Below are 21872 nucleotides of genomic sequence, written 5' to 3' on the forward strand. Positions count from 1 at the left end.
TGTATGGGAATTACTTTCAAACTTGAAGAATTACTTCGAGAAATCGGGATTACTAAAAATGCCCTCGCTCGTGAGGCTAAAATCAGACCCAATACTATCTACGAAATGTGTAACAATACATCCAAGCGGATCGAATTTAAAACATTTAATACCGTAATGGAAACGCTGATTCGCCTTTCTGGTCGCCCATTAACCCTGCACGATGTTCTCGAATATATACCTGAAAATGAACTAGAGAAACACTAATTCATTCATAGAATAGTCTGCTGCACCTTATATCTCTGCCCTTGGCAGGGATATTTTTATCCTTGTTATTTAGCATAATTGTTATCATTATTTCAAAGTACGTGTAGCTAGAATCTATACTGATAAAGGAGTATTTTTCATAATGAATGTTCATGAGAGATATCATTTTAAACTTGGCGATATTTTAGAAGAACTTGATATTTCCCGCAATAAACTGGCCGTAGAAGCAAAAATACGTCCGGCTACTGTAATAGATATGGTAAATGGCAAAACCAAAAGACTTGAACTGGAAACACTAGTCCATATACTTGATGCTTTGAATAGATTTGCCCGCCAGCGTAGATTCACTCGTACGATTACTCTTGCTGATATTGTAGAATATATACCTGAAGATGAAGCCCATGAATATTAATTCTGCATAGAGAGCAGCTTTATTTTCAATCAGCCTATACAAAGCAAAAAGGCCCAACTCTTGGAAGTATGGGTCTTTTTGCTTTAAAGGAATCCATTATGCAAATATATAGATTTACAGCACTTAGAACTTAATTACATTTTAAAATGATCGTATAAACGTGTCAAACACTCTTTACCCAACCCTTACAATAATCAATTCACTTTGCCTCCCTCTACGACCAATTGATCCGTAAAGCCTTCTCCGTAAACGGAGGTCAGTGTGTCCTTGTAGGCTTGATGCACGAAGTTTTCCTTGCCCAGTGTAGCCAGCTCATTGTTGATCCAGTCCAACAGCTCCTTATTTCCCTTCGCTACTGCGGGTGCAATCGTATCTTGACCACCAAAGGACGGGATGGTTACCGTGAAGCCGGGGTTGGCCTTTGCCCAAGCGATCAGCTCTGTATTATCGTTGGCAATGGCGGCGCCGCGTTTGTCTTTGAGGGCTGAGAAGATCTCTGTGTATTGATCGAATTTGAGCAGCTTGATGTCGGGATAATTTTTCGTAAAATAGGTTTCAGCCGTCGTTCCCTTGGCGATAATCAGCTTTTGGTCCGAATTCCTCAATTGATCAATCGTGGTGATTGGAGCGCTGTCAGGTGACACAATGCCAAAGGATAATTTCATATACGGGTTGGCAAAATCGACTTTTTCTTTACGCTCATCCGTCACAGTAAAGTTAGCCATGATGATATCTACCTTGTTGGATTCCAAATAGGCGACCCGGCTGGCAGCATCCACCAGTACAAATTCTACCTTGGACTCGTCGCCCAAGAGATCTTTGGCAAACCGCTTCGCAATGTAAACGTCAAAGCCTTGATTCTTCCCTTCCGAATCCACGTAGCCAAAAGGTGGCTTATCCGCGAATACACCGATTCGAATCTTGCCGTTCTTTTTAATGTCCTCAATCGAAGCAAATTTAGCCGAGTCTGAACTACCGTTGGTATTGCCGCCTCCTGCACATCCCGCCAAACCGACGAGCAGCAAGCTCAAAGCCAGTAATAACGTCGTGAACTTCATTCCTTTTCTCATCTGTATTCATCCCCCTGTTTTATTGGCATTTTGCATAATCCATCATCCTTTTTCGTACTGAAATATATCCAGAAAGTGCTGGGCACGCTCTGTTTGCGGTTGGGTAAAAAATTGCTGTGGCGTAGTCATTTCACATATCTGTCCTTGATCCATAAAAACGATACGATCTCCTACCGACTTGGCAAAGCCCATTTCATGCGTCACGATAATCATGGTCATGCCCTGGTGTGCCAGCTCTCGCATGACATCCAGCACCTCTCTGACCATTTCCGGGTCCAAGGATGCGGTGACCTCGTCAAAGAGCATAATTTCGGGATTCATACACAGGGCGCGCACAATCGCAATCCGTTGCTTTTGCCCGCCTGATAATTGTCTCGGATACGCATCTTTGCGATCCAGCAGACCCACTCGCTCCAATAGCTGCTCCGCTTGCTCAAGTGCCTCCTGCTTGTTTCTTCGCTGAACTTTAAGCGGGCCGAGCAATATATTTTCCAAGACCGTCATATGCGGAAACAGCTCATAGTTCTGGAACACCATTCCGATATGCTGCCGCACCTCACGCCAGTTCACTTTTTTTTCTGTCAGGTCCTGTCCTCTATAGCGGATATCCCCACCCTGGACTGGCTCCAGACCATTGAGACATCGGAGGAGTGTGCTTTTTCCACATCCCGAAGGACCGAGAATAACGACGACTTCCCCTTTCGTTACGTCCAAACTAATCTGCTGCAGCACTTTTCGTTCCCCGAAGCTTTTGTGCAGCCCTCGAATTTCCAGTAAAACCTCCACCGCTTCTCCCATGACACCCACTCCATCCTGCTAATTTTGCCATCTGCGTTCAAATCTTTTGGAAAGCCTGGATAACGGATAGCATACGAGAAAATACAATATGAAAATAAAGCCGTACACCCAAAAGGATGCCGAAGGCGCTTTGATTACACCAAGCTCAATAATCTGCTGCCCGACCTTGATCACTTCCACTACACCGATCAGCACCACTAAGGACGTTGTTTTGATCATCCGTGTCGCCAGATTAATAGAACCCGGAAGCATTCGGCGCACCGCCTGGGGAATGAGCACATGTCGGTATAGTTGCCCATAGGTCAGTCCCAATGCCTGCCCGGATTCCACCTGATGCTTGGGCAGTGATTCCAACGCACCACGAACGATGTCACCAATCTCCGCCGCTCCCCACAAGCTGAATACGATAATTGCCGTCAATTCCCCGCTGATATTCACATTCAGCAAAGGGGTAAATCCAAAATACACGACATACAACCACACCAAAATCGGAATAATGCGAAATGTCTCCAAATAGAATCTCAGCACAAACCGAATCGGCCTTGATTTTAAGGTGCGCAGCAGCCCCATCAGGATGCCTAATAGAGTACCGATCACAATTGAAATAAACGCAATCTCCAGCGTAACGAGCAATCCCCCTAATAGGCGCTCCAAATTGGAGCCTTCAAAAAGCACATTAATCCCCGAACTCAGCATATCGCACCTTCCTTTCCACCCACGTCAGCAGCATCGACAAAGGCAAAAGCAGGACGAGGTATGCCAGTACCAACAGAATGAGCGATTCTGCCGTTTTGTAGTACATGCCGATCAGGTCTTTTGCCACATTCATCAGATCTAATAACGCAATAGCGCCAACAATGGAAGTCTCCTTAAGCAAAAAAATCGCATTCGCTCCCAAGGACGGAATACTGATGGCAAAAGCCTGTGGCAAAATAACATATCTCGCCAGTTGTATCTTGGACAATCCAAGGCTCAGCCCGGATTCCGTCTGGGTTTTGCTCACCGCTTCAATTCCACTACGGAACGCCTCGGCCATATAACCCCCGCCCAAAAAGGTCATGCCTACAATGGCACACGTCATTTCGCTCATATGCAGGCCTATTTTCGTAAACCCGTAATACAGAAAATATAACTGTACAAGCAGCGGTGTATTTCGGGAAAGCTCAATATAGGCTGCGATGATGCCGCTGATTCCCCTCACCTTGTAATACAGTACGATGCTGCACAGCAAACCGACGACGAGTGAAAACAGAATGGCAAAAAAGGCAATCTTCAACGTCAGCCACATGGCTTCTCCATATAACGGCAGGCTCTCTACGATAAACTCCCAGTCTAAGTTCATATGTGTATACCTTTCAATTTTCAATTATTCCTATGTATTTGCTATGCTTAATAACAATGATTGTATTCCTGCCCAATTATTACGTCAATACTTCGACAAAAATTTGTCATATTTATCTATGATTTAGGAAAAATATATTATTTCATCTCAAAAATAAATAAAAAAAGCCTGAAATAGATAAATTCCATTTCAGGCTTTGATTTATGCTATACGATTCATCACACAAGCGGCTCTGTAACCAAGGGACCGCCGAGCTTCTCTACAATCAAACGGCTCTCCTCATTTAGCCCCCGCAGGGTGATGGATTTGCCGGATTTCCTGTATTTTTGCAGCACCTTGCCAATGGCAGTAACCGCCGAGTGATCCCAAACATGCGAATGGCTAAAATCCACCACGACGCGCTTCGGATCATCCGCAGGTTCAAAATAATCGACAAAATGAGTGGTTGAAGCGAAAAACATCGGACCCGCAACATGGTACACCTTTTCATCGCTATCCTCTGTCGTACTGATGCGGATTTTAGCCATTTTCCAGCCAAAATGCAATGCACTCAGCAGTACGCCCGCGATCACACCCTTGGACAAATCATGCGTGGCCACCACGATGATCACCGTCATAACCATAATAAACGTGTCTGCCTTGGGTACCTTTGCAATATTTCGGAGTGCATTCCAGTCCACAGTTCCGATACACACCATGAACATGACGCCCACCAATGCGCCCATTGGCACTTCCTTTACAACCCCGCCAAGCACTAACAGCAAAAAGGCCAAAAACACCCCTGCCGTAAAAGTGGACAAACGTCCTCTGCCGCCCGAGCTGACATTAATGACCGATTGCCCGATCATCGCACAACCGCCCATACCGCCAAAAAAGCCATTTATAAAGTTGGCAATCCCTTGCCCGCGAGCTTCCTGGTTTTTATCGCTTTTCGTCTCGGTCATTTCATCCAGAATACTGGCTGTTAGCAGCGACTCCAGCAATCCGACCAGTGCCATCGTAAAAGAATACGGCAGCAAAATCCATAACGTGTGCCACGACCACTCAATTTGAGGCAAATGGAATGAAGGCAAGGAGCTGGTTAGCGTACCGATATCTCCTACGGTCTTCACATTCAATCCAAATACATACGTAATGATCGTCATGATGATAATAGCCGTCAGTGGAGCAGGAATGCTTTTTGTGAATTTTGGTAAAATATACACAATGAGCAGCGTACCCGCTACCATCGCATACATGATCCAGTTCGCTCCATGAAAATGGGTAAGCTGCGCCATAAAGACGAGGATCGCCAGTGCATTCACAAACCCGGTCATGACCGGCTGCGAAATAAAGCTGATAAACCGGCCTATTTTCAAAACACCCAGCAGCACCTGAATAATCCCTGCCAAAATGGTAGCTGCAAACAGATATTCCACGCCATGATCCTTCACCAAGCCGACGACCAGTACCGCTACAGCCCCGGTTGCTGCCGAGATCATCGCAGGGCGACCGCCTGCAAAAGAAATAACAATAGCCATGGAGATGGAGGCATACAGTCCGACCATGGGATTGACACCCGCTATGATCGAGAAGGCAATGGCCTCCGGAATCAGCGCCAGCGCCACGGTCATGCCCGCGAGTATATCGGCCCGGATATTACCGAACCATTGTTGTCTAAGCTTCATACAGTCTCGTTCCAGCCTCCTATATTTACGGAGAGCAGCGTATTGACCTGCAACCCAATGTTGTTCGGGCACCCGTCCAGCGGTCAATCGCAATGGCTCTCCTTCATTCAGCTCGTCTCTCTCAAACGAACCCGTCCGTTATATTCAGTCCATCATTATAACGTAAGAGATTCGCAGAAACGAATTGGGTAAAAGGCTATTTACGGAAAGAAACCACTCATTTTCTTGAAATATCGCCTGTTTTCTTCATATGATTCGTTTTCTTATATTTAAAATTTTCGCAATTTCTAAGACTCTGGCCTGTTAAAGTTTATCACCTTAACCTCATATTCGGACTCGGCAAACTGCAAATCTTGATCCGCCGTAACCAGCACCAATCTGTTTATAATAGCTGTCGCAAGAATCAAAGCATCTTAACACTCTCTTCGATCTCAAGCAACTGCTCCTTGCTTAGGCTGCCTCGGGAATTCAAGACAGCTTGCAACCCTTTCGGCAACGGAGACTCTAAATCAATAACCTCAGTCTCCCCTTGTTTATTTTCTATAGTAACCTTTGATGGCTCAAACCCAATATCACGAAGGAGACTTAGGAGGCGTATACGATGTATATCCGTTAATTTTTTTGCCACTAGAAACACTCCTTAGCAAAGAATAGATTCCGGTCATAGCTCGGTTGATTTGTTGTTTTCTTATATTTAAAATTTTCGCAATTCCTGCACCAGCTCAGATAAGGCTTCAGCTATATCAGGTTCGGAATTGTTCTGGAGCATGTTTTCAAAGTCAGGGAGAGCTTGCTTCAATAACCGATAGCTATAATCATAGTAGCTCCAAAATGCCACAGGATCATAGCCGCGTGCTTCCTCCTCTTCCCACTCCAGTTCATCTTCTTCGGGATCGCTGTTTTCAGGCCATAGATATTTTTCGTCCAATAGCATGGTCAGGGCTTCCACAGACTGCTGTGAATCGGCTTGTTCCTGTACCATCTCCAGTGCCCCAACGACCGCATGATACAATTCCAGTTCACTCAGCGTAATACGTTCCGGCCTTCTCGTCTGTATATTGCGTAATAAGAAGAGCAACACCCACGGCGTAACTTGCCATAATGTACCTTGATGCTCTATCAGATCAGCGATTGCTGCATACTCCCCATTGGATATCAATTGCGGCAACTCCGTGCCCCTACCATAAGGAGTAGTCAGGCGGTGCCATAGTACATCTGTTATTTGGAGATGATGGATTGGAGTGGTATTGATCTTATAGGTATCCATGGCTCATGGCTCATCCTTTCCGGCAAGTATCTAAAATCTCCCCGATTTAAAGATAGAATACAATAAAAAGGCAACCATCAAGAGCGCCACGACAAAACCAATTTCAATAGCAGGCACATTCCACAGCACCGTCGCCTGATGGTTCAGCGATGAACCAATAATCAGTCCAACCATAATAATGCTGAACGCTAACAGTACAATGCTGAATGACAGGCGATTGCTGATCTGATCCAGCCTGCGCAGGAGCATTTCCAGCTCTGGTACGGTGACCTCCAGCTTGAGCTTGCCTTTGCTGATAATGGAGGCCAAATGCCGCGCCTGTCCCGGCAGCTCCATGAGCGTCTCCACCAGTTCGGTCGCACCGCCCAGCAGCTTGCCCCGAATGCGGCGACCGCTGAAGCGTTCCTTCAGCAGCTTGTTGCCGAAAGGCTCCGCCAATGCGATGATGCTGAGATCGGGGTCAAGCAGCTGGACGACTCCCTCCAATGTCAGCAACGCCTTGCCGAGCAGCAGGACATCCGACGGCAGACCGATTCGATGGCGCTGTGCTGCACCAAACAGGTCGTTCAAAGCATCGCCAATGCTGACCTGTGAGAAAGGAACGTCCGCGTAATCTTCGCGCATCTTGTCCAGATCGGCACGCAGCGCATTCAAATCGGTGGCCGGTTCGACCAGGCCCAGCCGTTCGATGGCCCGCACCATGGCATCGGTGTTTTTGCGCATTAATGCAATAATGAGGGAGGCCAGATGATTCCTCATCTCTTCACTTAGTCGCCCGGTCATGCCAAAGTCGAGGTAAGCGAGACGGCCATTTTTCAAGACAAGCAAATTCCCGGGATGAGGATCGGCATGAAAAAAGCCCTCTATAAAAATCTGATGCAGCATGCTGTGCACCAACTGCTGCGCCAGTTCTTTCAAATTATATCCACGGCGTAACAACTCCTCGCGACTACCCAAATGGGTTCCGTCCAGAAACTCCATGGTCAGTATGCGGGAAGAGGTATGATCCCAATATATTTTCGGAATATAGGTATGTGGGTCCTGCTCAAATTGGAGCGCGATCTTCTCTGTGTTACGGGCCTCATGGTTGTAGTCCAGCTCCTGAATGAGCGATTTCCCCAGCTCCTCCACCATTTGACGAAGCTGATAACGCTCCACCCATTCCCAACGCTTGGCTGCCATTGCGGTCAATTCCCGCAAAATGTCCAAATCCCGTCGGATGATGCGGTTAACGCCTGGACGCTGGATTTTAATGGCGACCATCTCACCGCTGTGCAGCTTGCCCAGATGCACCTGTCCAATCGAAGCAGCAGCCAGCGGAACATCGTCAAAACGAGCCAATATGCCCTCCAATGACGTGCCCAGCTCCTGCTCCAAAATGCCTCGCGCCATTTCAGGCGAAAAAGGCGGCACCTGATCCTGAAGCTTGACCAGCTCACGGATAACAGGCTCCGGCAGCAGGTCGGCACGCGTGCTTGCCAACTGTCCAAGCTTGATGAATGCAGGCCCCAGGTCCTCCAGCACCAGTCGTATCCGTTCACCCAGCGTTTTGGACTCGGGAGCTTCTCTCGTCAGCCATTTGCGTGGCAGTGACAGCAGTTGGAACAGGCCCATTTCCTCCACCATATAGCCAAAGCCATGACGCGCCAGCGCCATGGCAATTTCCCGGTAACGACCGGCATGCTTCATACGAACTGCCATTTAATCCAGCCGATTCGCTTCTTCGGCATCGCTTGAACCCGTAAGCGCAGCCTTTTCTTTTTCCAGTTCTGCTACCTGTTTTTCCAACAATGCCACACGTTGCTCCAAACTTGCGACATCATTTTCGGTAGGTACTTCCAGCTCCTGCAAAATGCGGCTAACCTGCTCGCGGATCAGCGTTTTGAATTGGCCCTGTTCCTCTTCCCCCCGTTCGATCAGACGATCGATCAGCGCTTTGGATTCCGAGGGCGCAAGTTCTCCCCGGTGTACAAGATCCTCGACGGCTTTCTCCACCTTTTCTTTGCTGACAATAGTGAGGCCCCATCCCAATGAGATGGCTTTTTTGAACAAATCGCTCATGATATATCCTCCCCTACCTGTGATTACCTATAGTATAACCTGAAAAGGGCAGCCGCATAAAGTTTGCAGCTCCCCTTCCCCTAAGAACGGTATTCGTTATATTTAGCCCGGAAACCGTCCGGCCCACTTGGCAGCCTGAAGCAGCAGCTTGCGGTATCCCTCGTGCTGGAAGCTTGGCTGATTATGTCCAGGCATCAAGTAGACGACCCGACCCAAACCATAGGACAATGACCATGCCGCTGGCCACCACTGACCCTCATACTCGTATTCCATCAACAGTGTTTTTTCAGTGAATGGATCAAAATCAAAACGATACGGCTCCTCTTGGATCTCGAACGGTTCAATTCCTTCCATGATCGGGTGATCCGGCTCAGTTACCTTGAAGGAAAGCGGCCCCGCAGACGGATGCCGCAAGAAACGAGCTCCCATCAGCTGTGCAATTTCATACCGTCCTTGCAGTGTAATTCCATTATGCAGCACTAGCAATCCGCCTCCGCCACTGACGTAGGACAGCAGTCCTGCCGTTTGTTGAGGGGACAAAACCTCCTTGCGACTATCGCAGTACGAAATACATAGATCGAATGAGGCCAGATTTTCCTTGAGCAGCATTTTACGATTCTCGCTGCATTGTACCGTCATCCAATCCTGTAAAATATGGCTAATCTCTTCGTCCACCCCTTGCAGCGGGTGAAACTCCGGGTATGAATAATCTCCTAATAGCAATGCTTTTCTTCTGTCCATACTAATCCTCCTTGCCTGGCTTGTATATAAGGACTCTAAAGGCGTGCCCCGTGTCATTTATTTTTGTTTGTGTGGTCAAATCGCGCTACAAATTTCGTTTGACCCTCATCCATTTCACATAACAACGCCATCGTTGTCCGAAGCTACAGCATATATAAATAATTCTACAGACCGCCTATGAAATCCTTTAGCAGAGGATTATAACATATACATTCACTCGGAATAAACTTATTTTAAATTTATAAATATGAACGCTGGCGATTCGGCCCGTTTATGGTATACTCGTAAGAAAAAAAGTGCTGTATTCTTTTCAAAAATGAAGCACTTTTTGTAAAATGTATGCTTGCGGTTGTAGAATTGATAAGCCTTGCTTCAAACTTATACGTTCTATAAATTTTAAAAACCGGGGAGGTTGCATGAATGAAAAGGACTGGAATGACCCGGCCCTTGGACAGCTTGGGACGAATTGTGCTTCCGAAAGAGTTGCGCATGACGATGGAGATTGACATCGGCGATCCATTAGAGTTTTTTATTGAAGACCAGACACTCATGCTCCGTAAGTACAAATCAACCAATTGCATTTTTTGCGGTGCGGTTGATACCAACACCTATTTTAAAGATCAGTTTATTTGCGATGAATGCGCGGCCTCGATGAAAACGGAGGAATTGATTCCAGTCACGACGACTGAAACCAATTCGCCTCCACTGAAGCAAAATATGCATATCAAAAAAATTTATCAGCGCACAGACGTTATTTTGGAGAAAATGAGAGAACTGATGGAGGAGCATCCCGCATCTTCGCAAAAACAACTCGCCTCCATGCTTGGCGTGAGCCAGGGAAGGATTTCCCAGCTGAAAAAGCTCATGTAAACAAGTCGTCAAAAAAGTAATGAATACGCTTCCGTTAAATGTAAGGTATATCCTGTCCACGTTTAAAAAAGCCGGGTCCCCTAATGGACTCGGCCTTTGTTGTTCACATGAAGTATCTCGTTCAACTAAATCACCGACCGTAAGCCCTGCATTTCTCCACCCAGCGTGCTGCCGCCTTGGAAAGGGAAGCGAGATGTATATGGGTGTAGGCTGCCAAAAGGTTTCCTTGCGCGTAGCCCTCGCTCTGGAGCCCACGCATCCCCTTGGTCTGATAGGCATAGGGGTAGGGAGTGGGCGATTCATCGTAGGCCATCACTGAATAATGAAATTCATGGCCCCGAATCGTCTCTCCAGCCTCCAGCAACAGGCAATCCTGCAATGCGGTCGCTTCCCGGTATCCCAATGCGGCCCGCTTCTCCTGCATTCGGACATCGGACGGAATGACTCCAGCCATACGATGAACGCTGCCAGCACGATCCGTAAGTGTCCGCGCCAGCACCATATAGCCGCCACATTCAGCAAATATGGGCATATCTCGGCGTACTGCATTGCGGATATCCTCCAAAAAGCCTGTATTGGCAGCGATAGCCGCGGCAAACTCCTCAGGAAAGCCGCCGCCCAGATATAGGCCGCTTGCATGCTCAGGAACGCGCTCTCCCGCCAGTGGACTAAAATAGGCAATTTCTGCTCCCGACTGACGCAGCAAGTCCAGATTCTCCGGGTAGTAGAAATTGAACGCCGCATCTTTGGCGACGGCAATGACGGGGCGCTCCCCGGTCGCGGTCTGCGTTCCTTCCGCTGGAAGCCGATCCGGGGCAAATAATGGCTGCGCGGGCAAAGACAACGGCGGAGCCGAATCCGCCAATGCCCGCAGTGCCTCCAGATCCGTGCCCGCTCGGATCAGCTCTGCCGCCCGTTGGAAAAGCGGCTCCAGCTCGCCACGTTCCACAGCGGGCACCAGACCCAGATGACGCTCGGGGATGTCCAGCCCGTCATCGCGCTTTAGCCAGCCGAGCACGGGGATACCGCACTCCTGCTCAATCGCCTTCTTGACGATGCTGTAATGCCCCTGGCTTCCGCAGCGATTCACGATCACGCCCACAATACGCAGCTTCGGCTCCAGGCGCTGGAAGCCAAGCACAATAGCGGCCGCGCTGCGTGCCATGCTGCGCACGTCGACAACCAGCAATACAGGGCTGTCCGTCAGCATGGCGATTTCGGCGGTCGACCCGGTATTGCTGAGCGGGTCCTTGCCGTCATACAAGCCCATGACGCCTTCAATTACGGAAATATCCGCACCTTCGGAAGCACGGATAAAGGTTTCACGCACCGTATCAGCTGAGGTCATCCAGGAATCGAGATTACGGGAAGGCGTTCCGGTCGCGGCCGTATGATAGGTCGGATCAATATAATCCGGCCCGCACTTAAAGCCCTGCACTCGCAGGCCGCTATCGGCGAATGCCTTCATCAGCCCGAGGGTGACGGTCGTTTTGCCCGCGCCGCTGCCCGTGCCGGCAACAACAATACGGCTTCTGCGCGCTGCAGCCGACGGATCAGGCTGTACAGCCTGCTTCATGACGTCAGTCATAGGCAACCCGGGCTACGGACAGCGTCATATTGCCGCTTTTTTTCTTTTCCAGCAGCCAATGGTCTGCACCGGAAGACAACAGGGCTGCAGGCTCGCTGACCCCGTATGCGCCAGTGTATTTGAAGACCGTTTCCGATGGATTGGGAAGCTGCACTGTGTTCAGCTCTGACGGGGTATACGTCACCAGCTCCCAGCCGTATTTGGCGCAGAGGGCGAGCAAGCCCTCTTCATCCTTTTTCAGGTCAATGGTAGCAATATTCCGTACGCTTTTTACGGACAAACGCAGCTCTTGCAAGGTGCTGAGCACGCCAGCCTCCAGTTCCTCCACAGCCGTGCCCCGGTTGCAGCCAATGCCAAGCACCAGGCTTTTGGGACGGTACAGCACACCGTTAGTAAGAAAACGCTCCTCTTCCTCCGGCTCCAGCAGACGATCGCTAACGACCAGCGCGGCGTTAAAGGGCTCTCGCGAAGCTTCTGCCATCGAAGAGTATACCTTGATATGCGCAGGTATGGGCTTGTCGTAACGCCACCAGTTCCGTTCACCTGTCTCTTGTATAAGCGCGACAGGCTCCTCGTTCACAACGGCCGCACTCACTGGAGTGGCCTTGTCGAAGCTATCGACTACCCAGCCCAATTCCCGACCCAACATGTCCACCGGAATCGTACCCTGTACGTCCGATGCGGTTGTAATCACTGCACGTGCGCCCAGCACAGCGGCTACATGGCGGGTCAATTCATTGGCACCGCCCAAATGGCCAGACAGTACGCTAATGACATGCTCTCCGCGATCATCAATGACGACTACGGCCGGGTCTACCTTTTTATCCACCAAAATTGGCGCAATCATGCGAACCACTGCACCGAGGGAAATAATTAAAATAATCCCGTTATATTGTTTAAATAAATCCGGCAAAATCAGCTTGACCGAGCCTTCAAACAATTGAATGCCGCGCTCCTGCTCGTCACCCCGTTCAAACTTGGACATGTAATACACATCGGTGCCGGGAAAGCTGGCTCCCAGATTACGTACCATTTCCACTCCGTGCTTCGTGATCGCCACAGCGGCAAATGGATTACTCACCCGGCTTCACTCCCTTCCGGTAGCCATGGGTGAACGACTTGTCGTACAGCTTGGAACGATGCGCATCCTTGTCCACCAGGTCCGGGTCGAGTGCCCAGCCTGCCAAAATCATGGCATGCATCGTGATGCCCGCTGCACGCAGATCGGCTGGCAATTGGGCAAGCGTCGTGCGTACAATTTTTTGGTCAGGCCAGGTTGCGCGCTGTACGACCGCTACAGGGGTATCCTCGCTCCAGCCAGCCGCCAGAAACTCGGTAACCACCTTCTTCGCCAGCGTTGCGCTGAGGAACAGAGCCACTGTACAGTGATGGGATGCCAGATCACGCAGCTTTTCCCGGTCCGGTACAGGTGTACGGCCTTCGGCTCGCGTCAGAATAACCGTCTGCGTCAGGTCAGGTACGGTCAGCTCTGCGCCCAGCACGGCCGCAGAAGCGAAGACCGAGCTGACACCCGGTATGATTTCATAGGCTACTCCGCGCTGCTTCAGCAGCACCATTTGCTCCAGAATCGCACCGTACACAGCCGGATCACCTGTATGTACACGAGCTACACTGCGTCCGGCCTGCACCGCCTCGCTCATAATCTCGACCTGCCGCTCCAGATCCATGCCCGAGCTTTGCAGTACCTGCGCCTCTGGCTTGGCTGTCGCAATCAGCTCGTCGTTCACGAGTGAATCCGTGTACAATACAACATCGGCTGTGCGTAGAATCCGGGAGCCTTTTACCGTAATCAACTCCGGATCACCTGGCCCCGCTCCTACGATATATACCTTTGGCTCCAACGTCATTTGCTCACCACCATCAAACTCAAATATTCAAGCTCCTGCCCGCGCAGCTCACGTGCATTGCGCCATACCATTTCATATGGAGACGTAACCTTGGTGATCACAGACGCACGATCCCCAAGATTGAGCTCATCCAGCACATCCAGAATCAAATCCAGTACCTTGGCAACCTTGATAAACACGACCGTATCGTGATTTTCAATCGCCCGCTTCATCGCTTCCCTATCATCCGTAGCCGGAATAATACCGACCTGCTGATCTCCGTCTGCCAAAGGCAATTCCAACGCTGCCGCTGCTCCCAACACGGATGAAATCCCTGGAATAGATACAATCGGCACCTCGGGATGGAGATCCTTCATAAGCCGCGCCAAGTGAATAAAGGTACTGTACAGATTGGGATCTCCCTCTGTAACAAAGGCTACATCCTTGCCTTCACGCAACGCTTCCCAGCAAGCAAGCACCGTTTTGTTCCATTCCCGCTCCAGTACAACCGGGTCCTTGGTCATTGGAAAAATCAGCCCCAGCATCTCTTTTTCCTCCGGGTTTACGTACAATTCCACGATCTCATGAGCGTATGACTTGCCTCCCCGGCGCTTCTTCGGATAAGCCACAACTGCACATTCCTGAATCATGCGGTACGCCTTGACTGTAATCAGCTCGGGATCACCCGGCCCCACACCTACGCCGTAAAGTGTTCCTGTTGCCGCCGTATTCATGTTGTCTCTCTCCCCCTCTTGATTTACCAGCTTACTCCCCTACTGCTTTGTCAGCTACGTCCGCCGACGGTTGTCCCGTAATGACGTATATCGGATTCAGTCCGTCAAAGCGCGTCATATTTAAAATCGGCTTGCTGCGTGCCGTCTGCAGCAGCGTTACCGAAGTCTCCAGCCCTGCTGCTTGCATCGCCTTCATACCGTCATGCAGCGTCTCGATGGTGGCAGCATTGACTACAATTCGTCCATCTGCACGCAGACGGGAAGCACACAGCCGAATCAGTTCTGCCAGCTCTCCCCCGCTCCCGCCGATGAACACCGCATCCGGGTCCGGCAGTTCGTCCAGTCCAGCAGGCGCTTTGGCATGAATAACCGGAAAATCGGTGCGGAATTTGATTTTGTTCGCTTCCACATTCGCCAAATCGCCTTCATTTTTCTCAATCGCAAATACTTGCCCGTACTTGGCCAGCCGTGCACACTCCACAGCTACAGAGCCGGAGCCTGCGCCGATGTCCCATACGATGCTTCGCTCGGTCAGACGCAGCTCGGACAAGCTGAATACGCGCACCTCGCGCTTCGTGATCAGCCCCTTTTCCGGCTTGCGTTGGTGAAATTCCGTATCCTCAAAGCCAAATCCCCGACGAGGTGCTGGTGCATCCGCATCTTTGCGACGGCGCAAAATAACCACATTTAACGGCTGAAACACGCCCTGCGCCATTTCCTCCAAGGTATAATGCCGATACGCCTCGTCCGGTCCGCCCAAATGCTCGCCGACAAAGGCATCATATTCTGTCATGCCAAAATGCAGCAGATAAGCGGCAACTGCGGCGGGATGATTGCGGTCATCTGTCAATAAAGCGACCTTATTCTGTCCGTCGATCCGCTGCGCCAGTCCGGTCATCGGACGACCGTGTACACTTTCCAGCACTGCATCCTGCCAGCTTTCTCCCAGACGGGCAAACGCAAGCTGAACCGAGCTAAGATGCGGCATAATGTCCAGATGCTCGGCCCCCAGCTTGGCAGATAAATACCCTGCGATGCCAAAAAAAAGCGGATCGCCTGACGCGAGCACGACAATATCCTTGTCCTCACGCAAGCGTCCCAGTTCTTCCACGACGGCGGATAAGCCGCTCTTTAAGGTTCGTTTTTCCCCTGTGGCTGCCTTGAAAAAGGCTAGCTGGCGCTCTCCGCCAACCAGCAGGTCCGCACGCTCGATTCGTTCCAGCGTCTCCTGCGACAAACCTGCCGCTCCATTTTCACCGATGCCAATGACACGGATCACTCTACTCACCGACTCTCGCCCTCCCCAGCACGTTTCCTTTCAGCGTTACCAGTACCATTTCTATGACAATTCCACCGCCTGCATGCTCCAGACAATGCTGACATCCATAGGTGCACAGCTTTTCAAAAAAGCTCAGCGCATTAGCCTCGGTCATCATATCAGCCACCTGCGTCGCGGTATTGGCTTCTGCCACTGCCGCTGCAAGCGACTCGTCCACACCTGCCTCGCGAGCGACTTTAGCTAGAAAGCCAAAGTCCACCGGGGCACTCTTGGAGTGAACCATCATGACGCCTTGAGCGACCTTGGACAGCTTGCCGGGCATGCCGACGAGAATAATCTTCTTCATTCCCAATCGTTTGCCATGTTTGACCGCAAAGCCGACAAATTCGCCCATCTGAATAAAGGCTTCTTCCGTCAGCTGATCGTACATTTGCATGGCATATTTTTCACTGCTGCCGCCTGTGGTCAGGACAATTTCCTGGCAGTTCATCGCTTGCGCAACCGATATGGCCTGCACGACACTGGCTTTATAAGCCGACGTGGAAAATGGAACTACCACACCGCGTGTCCCCAGTATGGAAATACCGCCCAGAATGCCAAGCCGCCCGTTCAGCGTTTTCTTGGCGATTTCTTCGCCGTCCGGTACGCTGATGACGACACGGACACCTTTGGCTGATCCGTGCTCCTCCAGCACGCCTGCGACAGCCTCCGTAATCATCCGGCGCGGCACGGGATTGATCGCTGCTTCCCCGACAGGTACAGGCAGACCGGGTTTCGTTACCCGCCCCACGCCGATACCGCCATCCAGCTCAATGCCCGGCTCCTCGCGCCAGCTAACAGACGCGGTAATTCGCGCCTGATGCGTGGCATCCGGGTCATCGCCACCGTCCTTGATCGTCGTGCAGGAAGCTTCGTCCGCGTTCAGCACAGGCTCGATCAGCTCAAACGCATGATCGAAGCCCGCTGGCAGCGATATCACCGCTTCCTTCGGCGGAATGCCCGTGATGAGCATTTGCACCGCTCCTTTGGCCACTGCGGCTGCACAGGCTCCAGTCGTAAAGCCAGACCGCATCGGCTTGTCCGGCGCGGGAGCTTCACCGCTTTTCATTCGTTTGGGTCTGTCCGCGGACGCCGCTTCCTTTTCCATATCAATTCCTCCTTAACCTCTTCTGCTGATCATGCTCCAATTCATTCCATGATACAGCAAACGGACAACCGCATCTAGCGGACAGCCATTAAGGAGATCGCATTCAATGCCGCTACAACAATCGTACTGCCGCCCTTGCGCCCAATATTCGTAATGAACGGAATATCGAGCTTGCGCAGCTCATCCTTCGACTCTGCTGCAGACACGAAACCAACGGGCATCCCGATTACCAGTCCGGGCTTGGCCGCTCCTTCCTTGACCAAACGAATCAGCTCCAGCAGCGCGGTCGGCGCATTACCAATCGCATAAATACCGCCTTCGCCAGCCTGAATCGCTTTGCGCATCGAAATAATGGCGCGTGTCGTATTCAGCCTCTTGGCTTCTTCTATGACATCCGGGTCGGAAATATATACATGCACATCCCCGCCAAACTGACGGATACGATCCTTGCTGACCCCCGCCTGAATCATTTGTACGTCTGCTACAACCTGCTGGCCTGCACGAATCGCTGCAATTCCAGCTTCAATCGCTTTCGGATGAAACACCATACTGCGACCCAGCTCAAAATCAGCGGATGCGTGAATAACTCGCTGTACAACCGGATATTGCTCGGCTGTAAAAGGATGCTCTCCCAGCTCTTCCGTGATCATCTCGAAGCTTTTGCCCTCAATTTCCTGCGGTTGTACCGTTAACGGTTTAAAATCGGTTTTAAAATCCATCGTCTCGACCACTCCTTATGAAAGGTTAGAAAATTAAATTAGCTTAGAACATTAAAGTTACCTATTGTTCCACTACGCAGTCGGATGATGCTGCAAAAAAACTGCGTATTTTAAGATAGCTATATTTTAAATACACGCCAGAAATAGCCCCGGGTTCATCGGATTGACTGGGATCGACCAGCTCTCCATAGGATCATAGAGTCACGTCTTAGAGCGCAGGTCTCTATTCGGCAGTACGCAGAGCGTCAATCACTCCGTCGAAATAATCAAATACCGTACCAAATTCCACTTCCGGTCTGGAAATCAAAATGACATGAATGCCGAGTTCCAGTGCAGATTGAACCTTTTCATCTACAGCCCCTGTGCGGCCACTTTCCTTGGTCACCATTACCGTTGTATCAAAGTGCTTGTACAAGGCCTCGTTCATCTCGCGGGAAAAAGGCCCCTGCATGGCGATAATATTTTTTTGTTCCAGCCCGAGCTCGCTGCATTTCTCCATATTGTCCAGGCGCGGCAGCATACGTGCAACCAGACGAATATCCGGTTCTTCAAGCAAATGCCTGGTGAATGTGCCGAGCGTCTTGCCGCCTGTTGTAAGCATGATGGAGCCTTTGAGCCGCTTCGCTTCCAGTGCAGCTTCCTCATAGGACGGTACAATGTGAAGCAACGGATGATTGTCGTACACCAGCCCCGCCCGCTCGTAGCGAATATAAGATACTCCAGACTCGCGAGCGGCTGCCATGGCGTTCGCATGTGCTTCCTCAGCAAAAGGATGACTGGCATCTACGATGGCTTGCACTCCCAGTTCTCGAACCACTGCTGCCATTTCATCGGCTGTCATTCGACCTGTACGTACGTCCAAACCAACTTCAGACAAGCTGGCTGCTGCACTTTCCGTTACGACTGAGGTCAGCACCTTGAAGCCATTGTCACGAATTTGCACCGCTAATTCCCGCGCATCGCTCGTTCCACAAAGCATGAAAATCATGAGCCCTTCACCTGCCCGCTGCCAGCAATTCCGCTGCTGCCCACGACAGACGGCGTATGTGAATGATTGTGGTGGTGTTCATGATCATGGTCATTATGGCTGTGCGCATGTGCATGATCATGATCATGCTCGTGCCCGTGGTCATGCGAGTGCCCCTCATGGTGGTGATCGTGTCCATGGTTATGTCCATGATGATCATGATCGTGATGGTGGTCATGATCGTGGTGATCGTGATCATGGTGATGATGGTGATGCTCCTGTGCCTCCAAGCGGAACTGACAGTTATCGCAATTCGCTGCAACCTTGCCGAATAAGCCTTCATTCGTCCGCTCCAGCACCAGTTCGACCAGTTCCGGATGGAAACCAAAATACCCCCCGATTTCAACCTGCAATTCAGGATGAGCCTCGGCAAATTCCTCGGTCATTTCTCCGATGCGTTTAATCAGCACCCCTGTGAACAGAAAATATGGAAGCACGATAATTTTTTTGGCTCCCAATCGCACACAACGTTCCAAGCCATCCGGGAAAGAAGGCTGTGTCACACCGATAAAGCAGCTCTCGACCCAGGTATAAGGAAGCTTCTCCCAGAGCATACGGGTGATTTTGAAAAAGTCACTGTTCGCATCCGGATCGCTGCTCCCGCGTCCCAATACCAACACCGCCGTTTCTTGGTCCGTTACCTCACCGGGTGCCTCCACAGCGCTATTCATTCCCGCCGGAACTGCAACCGGACGAGCTTCTTTCAAGCGGCTTAGCAGGATGCTAACGATTTTTTCGTGAACGCCAATCGGACGTGCATATACAAATTCCACTTGCGGATATTTCGCTTTCGCTCGGTCAATTGCCATCGGAATATCAATTTTGGCGTGCACTGCTGCGAACAAAATAATCGGCACAAGAACGACACGTGTCGCCCCTTTCTCCACACACGCCTGTACCCCTTCGGCAATACTGGGGCGTGCCAGCTCCAGGAAACAGGTTTCTACACACGTCCCCGGTACGCGAGCTGCTACCGCCTTCGCAAATTCCAGCAGCTCCTCGTTCCCCTCCGGGTCCCGGCTTCCATGTCCAACCAATAATATTGCATTCACTGCTGTTTTTTCCTCCTCATGATAGGGATAGCCTACATGACGCCCTATTTTATATATATGCTTGTGTCCGACTCATTAGGCTTCTGGTCCACTAATCACCACAAACCGCATTCACTTCTACCGTTGCAGGTGCATCTTCATGGTGAAAGCCAGCAACAACACCTACACGTTTGAAAAATTTATGGAAACGCTCGTTCGGATGCCCTTTTTCCTTATACTCTGCGATGACATTCTCGACGATGTCTGTAATCTGTTCCCCCGGAATCCCTTCCGCTACAGGTTGAGCGGCATGAGCATTGCGGCCGAATTTTTTGCCGCCAAGGAAGAGATCGTATCCGCCCTTGCGGTAGACAATTCCGATATCCTCCAGCACCGCTCCATAGCAGGCCATACCGCAGCCGTTCAAAGCAATGCTGGTTTCTTTGGGTGCCTGCAATCCGCCAAGCACAACCTGCAGATGCTCAGCCACAGGCACAGCGTCATCCTTCTCCATGTTGCAGAAGTCGCACGCCTTTACCTTAAACACATCGCCAATGGGCATGACGATTAATCGCTCATCCCGCAGCTGTCCGACCAGCTCCTCGGGATCTGCGCACGGTACGCGCAGCACGATCTGATGATCCGGCGTATACTCCAGCTCGCCATCATCCCCCGCTATCTTCGCGAGCAGGGCCATCTGACGAGCGGTGAACTTTTTGTTTCCCACGCCAGGGGAAACACCCACCTCGAACAGCGCCGGCTTGCCAAAGCCGCCCGTCGCTGTCCCGACCGCAGCCCCCGCTACGGCCACGGCTGCCGCTCCATGAGCGCTCGCGGCGGGCGCTTGCCCGCTCCAGCGCGTGTTGGCTTCGCCCGGCAGCCTGCCTCCCGCAGCGAGACGGCTCAACGCCTCTGCTGCCAGCGATGCCGGGGCCGCCCCGGCTTGCGCCGCAGACGGCGCGGCCTGCACGGCAGCTACCGCTTGCGGGCGGGCCTGCGTGGCAACCGCAGCGGCAGTACCGCTCGCAGAAAGCCCGGGCGCGGCTGGAGCTGCGCCTGCCTGCGACGCATTCAACGCGCGATCCTCGCGCGCGCCCAGCGACCACGGCTCCGCTTCCGTGCGGAGCCGCTGATGCGGCTTGAGCGCCTGCTCGCTCGCATCGAGCGTATACTTGCGCTGATATCCACGCGGCGTTACAATCAGGCCGTCATACACCGTCGTCGAGGAATTGCCGATGATTACGGTCGTCAGCATCCCGATGTCATGGTTCAGCATATCCTCCAGTGTCGTCACAATCACCTGCTGACGTTCACGGTAAGCACTCTTAACCAGTCCAACCGGAGTCTGCGGATCACGATAGCGCAGCAGAATGGACTGCGTTTCAACAATTTGGCGTGTACGCCGACCACTGCGCGGATTGTATAGTGCGATGACAAAATCCGCCGAAGCTGCGGCTTCCACACGCTTCACAATCGTTTCCCACGGGGTCAGATGATCACTCAGGCTGATCGTGCAGGCATCATGCATAACTGGCGCACCCAGTAATGAAGCGCAGGATTGAATGGCCGAGATTCCCGGCACGACTTCTACCTCAACCCCGTCCTCACGGCGCCAGCCCTTTTGCATCAGCACTTCATACACCAGCCCGGCCATACCATATACACCTGCGTCTCCACTGGAAATCACGGCTACCTTTTTGCCCATCTCTGCCTGTCGAACCGCCTCCTGCGCGCGGCTCACTTCCTCAGTCATCCCTGTGCGTACAATCTCTTGTCCGTTCAACAACGGACGGATCAGATCCACGTAAGTGTTATAGCCAATAATGACCTCACTCTCGGCCAGCGCATCCAATGCCCGTTTTGTGATATGTTCCATATCTCCCGGTCCAAATCCGATCACCAGTAATTTTCCTAATGGACTCATCGTGTTCCTCCTATTTATGTTTTCAAGGCATCTAAGCAACTCAAAAAACCCCATCCTGCCCGGATGGAGTTTCTATGTACGCATCTTCTCACCAGACAAACA

The 21872-nt window shown here is 51.1% G+C and carries 23 protein-coding genes; 3 read left to right on the forward strand and 20 right to left on the reverse strand.

Features of this window, described 5'->3' with window-relative positions; translation table 11 throughout:
- Positions 1–3: 3 nt before the first annotated feature.
- Together BAZ21_RS04360 and BAZ21_RS04365 are read left to right on the forward strand one after the other, a co-directional pair.
- Positions 4–246 (forward strand): helix-turn-helix domain-containing protein, encoded by a 243-nt coding sequence (locus tag BAZ21_RS04360; RefSeq protein ID WP_068497448.1) that lies wholly within the window; start codon positions 4–6, stop codon positions 244–246.
- 142 nt (positions 247–388) lie between these two features.
- The gene (locus BAZ21_RS04365) at positions 389–658 is read left to right on the forward strand and encodes a helix-turn-helix domain-containing protein (protein WP_068497450.1); all 270 of its coding nucleotides are present in this window, start codon (positions 389–391) and stop codon (positions 656–658) included.
- 194 nt (positions 659–852) lie between these two features.
- On the opposite strand, the gene BAZ21_RS04370 is transcribed toward BAZ21_RS04365, so the two are convergent.
- The 10 genes from BAZ21_RS04370 to BAZ21_RS04415 form a co-directional block, all read right to left on the reverse strand.
- A complete protein-coding gene (locus BAZ21_RS04370) occupies positions 853–1728 on the reverse strand; it encodes a cysteine ABC transporter substrate-binding protein (protein WP_068497452.1) in 876 nt (291 codons plus the stop codon).
- 42 nt (positions 1729–1770) lie between these two features.
- Complete coding sequence (locus BAZ21_RS04375) at positions 1771–2526, reverse strand: amino acid ABC transporter ATP-binding protein (RefSeq protein ID WP_068497454.1); 756 nt, start codon at positions 2524–2526, stop codon at positions 1771–1773.
- 18 nt (positions 2527–2544) lie between these two features.
- Positions 2545–3222: an amino acid ABC transporter permease gene (locus BAZ21_RS04380; RefSeq protein WP_068497456.1), complete on the reverse strand. Its 678-nt coding sequence runs from the start codon at positions 3220–3222 to the stop codon at positions 2545–2547.
- On the reverse strand, positions 3203–3868 hold the full coding sequence (locus BAZ21_RS04385) for an amino acid ABC transporter permease (RefSeq protein ID WP_068497458.1): 666 nt from the start codon (positions 3866–3868) through the stop codon (positions 3203–3205). Before BAZ21_RS04385 ends, BAZ21_RS04380 begins: the two co-directional genes overlap by 20 nt.
- Before the next feature lie 218 nt (positions 3869–4086).
- Entirely contained in the window at positions 4087–5535 is a 1449-nt protein-coding gene (locus BAZ21_RS04390) for a SulP family inorganic anion transporter (protein ID WP_068497461.1), read from the reverse strand.
- A 403-nt stretch (positions 5536–5938) separates the two neighbouring features.
- Positions 5939–6163, reverse strand: a complete 225-nt coding sequence (locus BAZ21_RS04395) for a hypothetical protein (protein WP_068497463.1) — start codon at positions 6161–6163, stop codon at positions 5939–5941.
- A gap of 66 nt (positions 6164–6229) precedes the next feature.
- A complete protein-coding gene (locus tag BAZ21_RS04400; protein ID WP_068497464.1) occupies positions 6230–6802 on the reverse strand; it encodes a hypothetical protein in 573 nt (190 codons plus the stop codon).
- A 30-nt stretch (positions 6803–6832) separates the two neighbouring features.
- A complete protein-coding gene (locus tag BAZ21_RS04405; protein ID WP_068497466.1) occupies positions 6833–8503 on the reverse strand; it encodes an ABC1 kinase family protein in 1671 nt (556 codons plus the stop codon).
- The gene (locus tag BAZ21_RS04410; protein WP_068497467.1) at positions 8504–8863 is read right to left on the reverse strand and encodes a phasin family protein; all 360 of its coding nucleotides are present in this window, start codon (positions 8861–8863) and stop codon (positions 8504–8506) included.
- Between the two features lie 102 nt (positions 8864–8965).
- Positions 8966–9604 carry a ThuA domain-containing protein gene (locus BAZ21_RS04415; RefSeq protein WP_068497468.1) on the reverse strand — a complete coding sequence of 213 codons (639 nt, stop codon included), beginning with the start codon at positions 9602–9604 and terminating at the stop codon, positions 8966–8968.
- A gap of 420 nt (positions 9605–10024) precedes the next feature.
- Here BAZ21_RS04415 and BAZ21_RS04420 point away from each other — a divergent pair, with 420 nt between their 5' ends.
- Positions 10025–10474: an AbrB/MazE/SpoVT family DNA-binding domain-containing protein gene (locus BAZ21_RS04420; protein WP_068497469.1), complete on the forward strand. Its 450-nt coding sequence runs from the start codon at positions 10025–10027 to the stop codon at positions 10472–10474.
- Between the two features lie 130 nt (positions 10475–10604).
- Here BAZ21_RS04420 and BAZ21_RS04425 read toward each other — a convergent pair whose 3' ends face one another.
- The 10 genes from BAZ21_RS04425 to cobJ form a co-directional block, all read right to left on the reverse strand.
- Positions 10605–12062 (reverse strand): cobyrinate a,c-diamide synthase, encoded by a 1458-nt coding sequence (locus BAZ21_RS04425; protein ID WP_068497470.1) that lies wholly within the window; start codon positions 12060–12062, stop codon positions 10605–10607.
- Positions 12055–13143, reverse strand: a complete 1089-nt coding sequence (locus BAZ21_RS04430; protein ID WP_068497471.1) for a cobalt-precorrin 5A hydrolase — start codon at positions 13141–13143, stop codon at positions 12055–12057. The genes BAZ21_RS04425 and BAZ21_RS04430 overlap by 8 nt, the downstream gene beginning before the upstream one ends.
- Positions 13136–13930 carry a precorrin-4 C(11)-methyltransferase gene (cobM, locus tag BAZ21_RS04435; protein WP_068497474.1) on the reverse strand — a complete coding sequence of 265 codons (795 nt, stop codon included), beginning with the start codon at positions 13928–13930 and terminating at the stop codon, positions 13136–13138. The genes BAZ21_RS04430 and cobM overlap by 8 nt, the downstream gene beginning before the upstream one ends.
- A complete protein-coding gene (cobI, locus tag BAZ21_RS04440; protein WP_068497476.1) occupies positions 13927–14643 on the reverse strand; it encodes a precorrin-2 C(20)-methyltransferase in 717 nt (238 codons plus the stop codon). The genes cobM and cobI overlap by 4 nt, the downstream gene beginning before the upstream one ends.
- A 31-nt stretch (positions 14644–14674) precedes the next feature.
- Positions 14675–15931, reverse strand: a complete 1257-nt coding sequence (locus BAZ21_RS04445; RefSeq protein ID WP_068497478.1) for a bifunctional cobalt-precorrin-7 (C(5))-methyltransferase/cobalt-precorrin-6B (C(15))-methyltransferase — start codon at positions 15929–15931, stop codon at positions 14675–14677.
- Positions 15924–17069 carry a cobalt-precorrin-5B (C(1))-methyltransferase gene (locus BAZ21_RS04450; RefSeq protein WP_084011503.1) on the reverse strand — a complete coding sequence of 382 codons (1146 nt, stop codon included), beginning with the start codon at positions 17067–17069 and terminating at the stop codon, positions 15924–15926. The genes BAZ21_RS04445 and BAZ21_RS04450 overlap by 8 nt, the downstream gene beginning before the upstream one ends.
- 74 nt (positions 17070–17143) lie before the next feature.
- Positions 17144–17788, reverse strand: a complete 645-nt coding sequence (locus BAZ21_RS04455) for a precorrin-8X methylmutase (protein ID WP_007432843.1) — start codon at positions 17786–17788, stop codon at positions 17144–17146.
- Between the two features lie 223 nt (positions 17789–18011).
- The gene (gene cobK, locus BAZ21_RS04460) at positions 18012–18776 is read right to left on the reverse strand and encodes a precorrin-6A reductase (RefSeq protein WP_068497481.1); all 765 of its coding nucleotides are present in this window, start codon (positions 18774–18776) and stop codon (positions 18012–18014) included.
- A complete protein-coding gene (locus BAZ21_RS04465) occupies positions 18773–19867 on the reverse strand; it encodes a sirohydrochlorin chelatase (protein WP_068497483.1) in 1095 nt (364 codons plus the stop codon). Before BAZ21_RS04465 ends, cobK begins: the two co-directional genes overlap by 4 nt.
- 91 nt (positions 19868–19958) lie before the next feature.
- Positions 19959–21770: a precorrin-3B C(17)-methyltransferase gene (gene cobJ / locus BAZ21_RS04470; protein WP_068497485.1), complete on the reverse strand. Its 1812-nt coding sequence runs from the start codon at positions 21768–21770 to the stop codon at positions 19959–19961.
- Positions 21771–21872 lie beyond the last annotated feature (102 nt).

This window comes from Paenibacillus kribbensis (assembly GCF_001705305.1).
Lineage (GTDB): Bacteria > Bacillota > Bacilli > Paenibacillales > Paenibacillaceae > Paenibacillus > Paenibacillus kribbensis_B.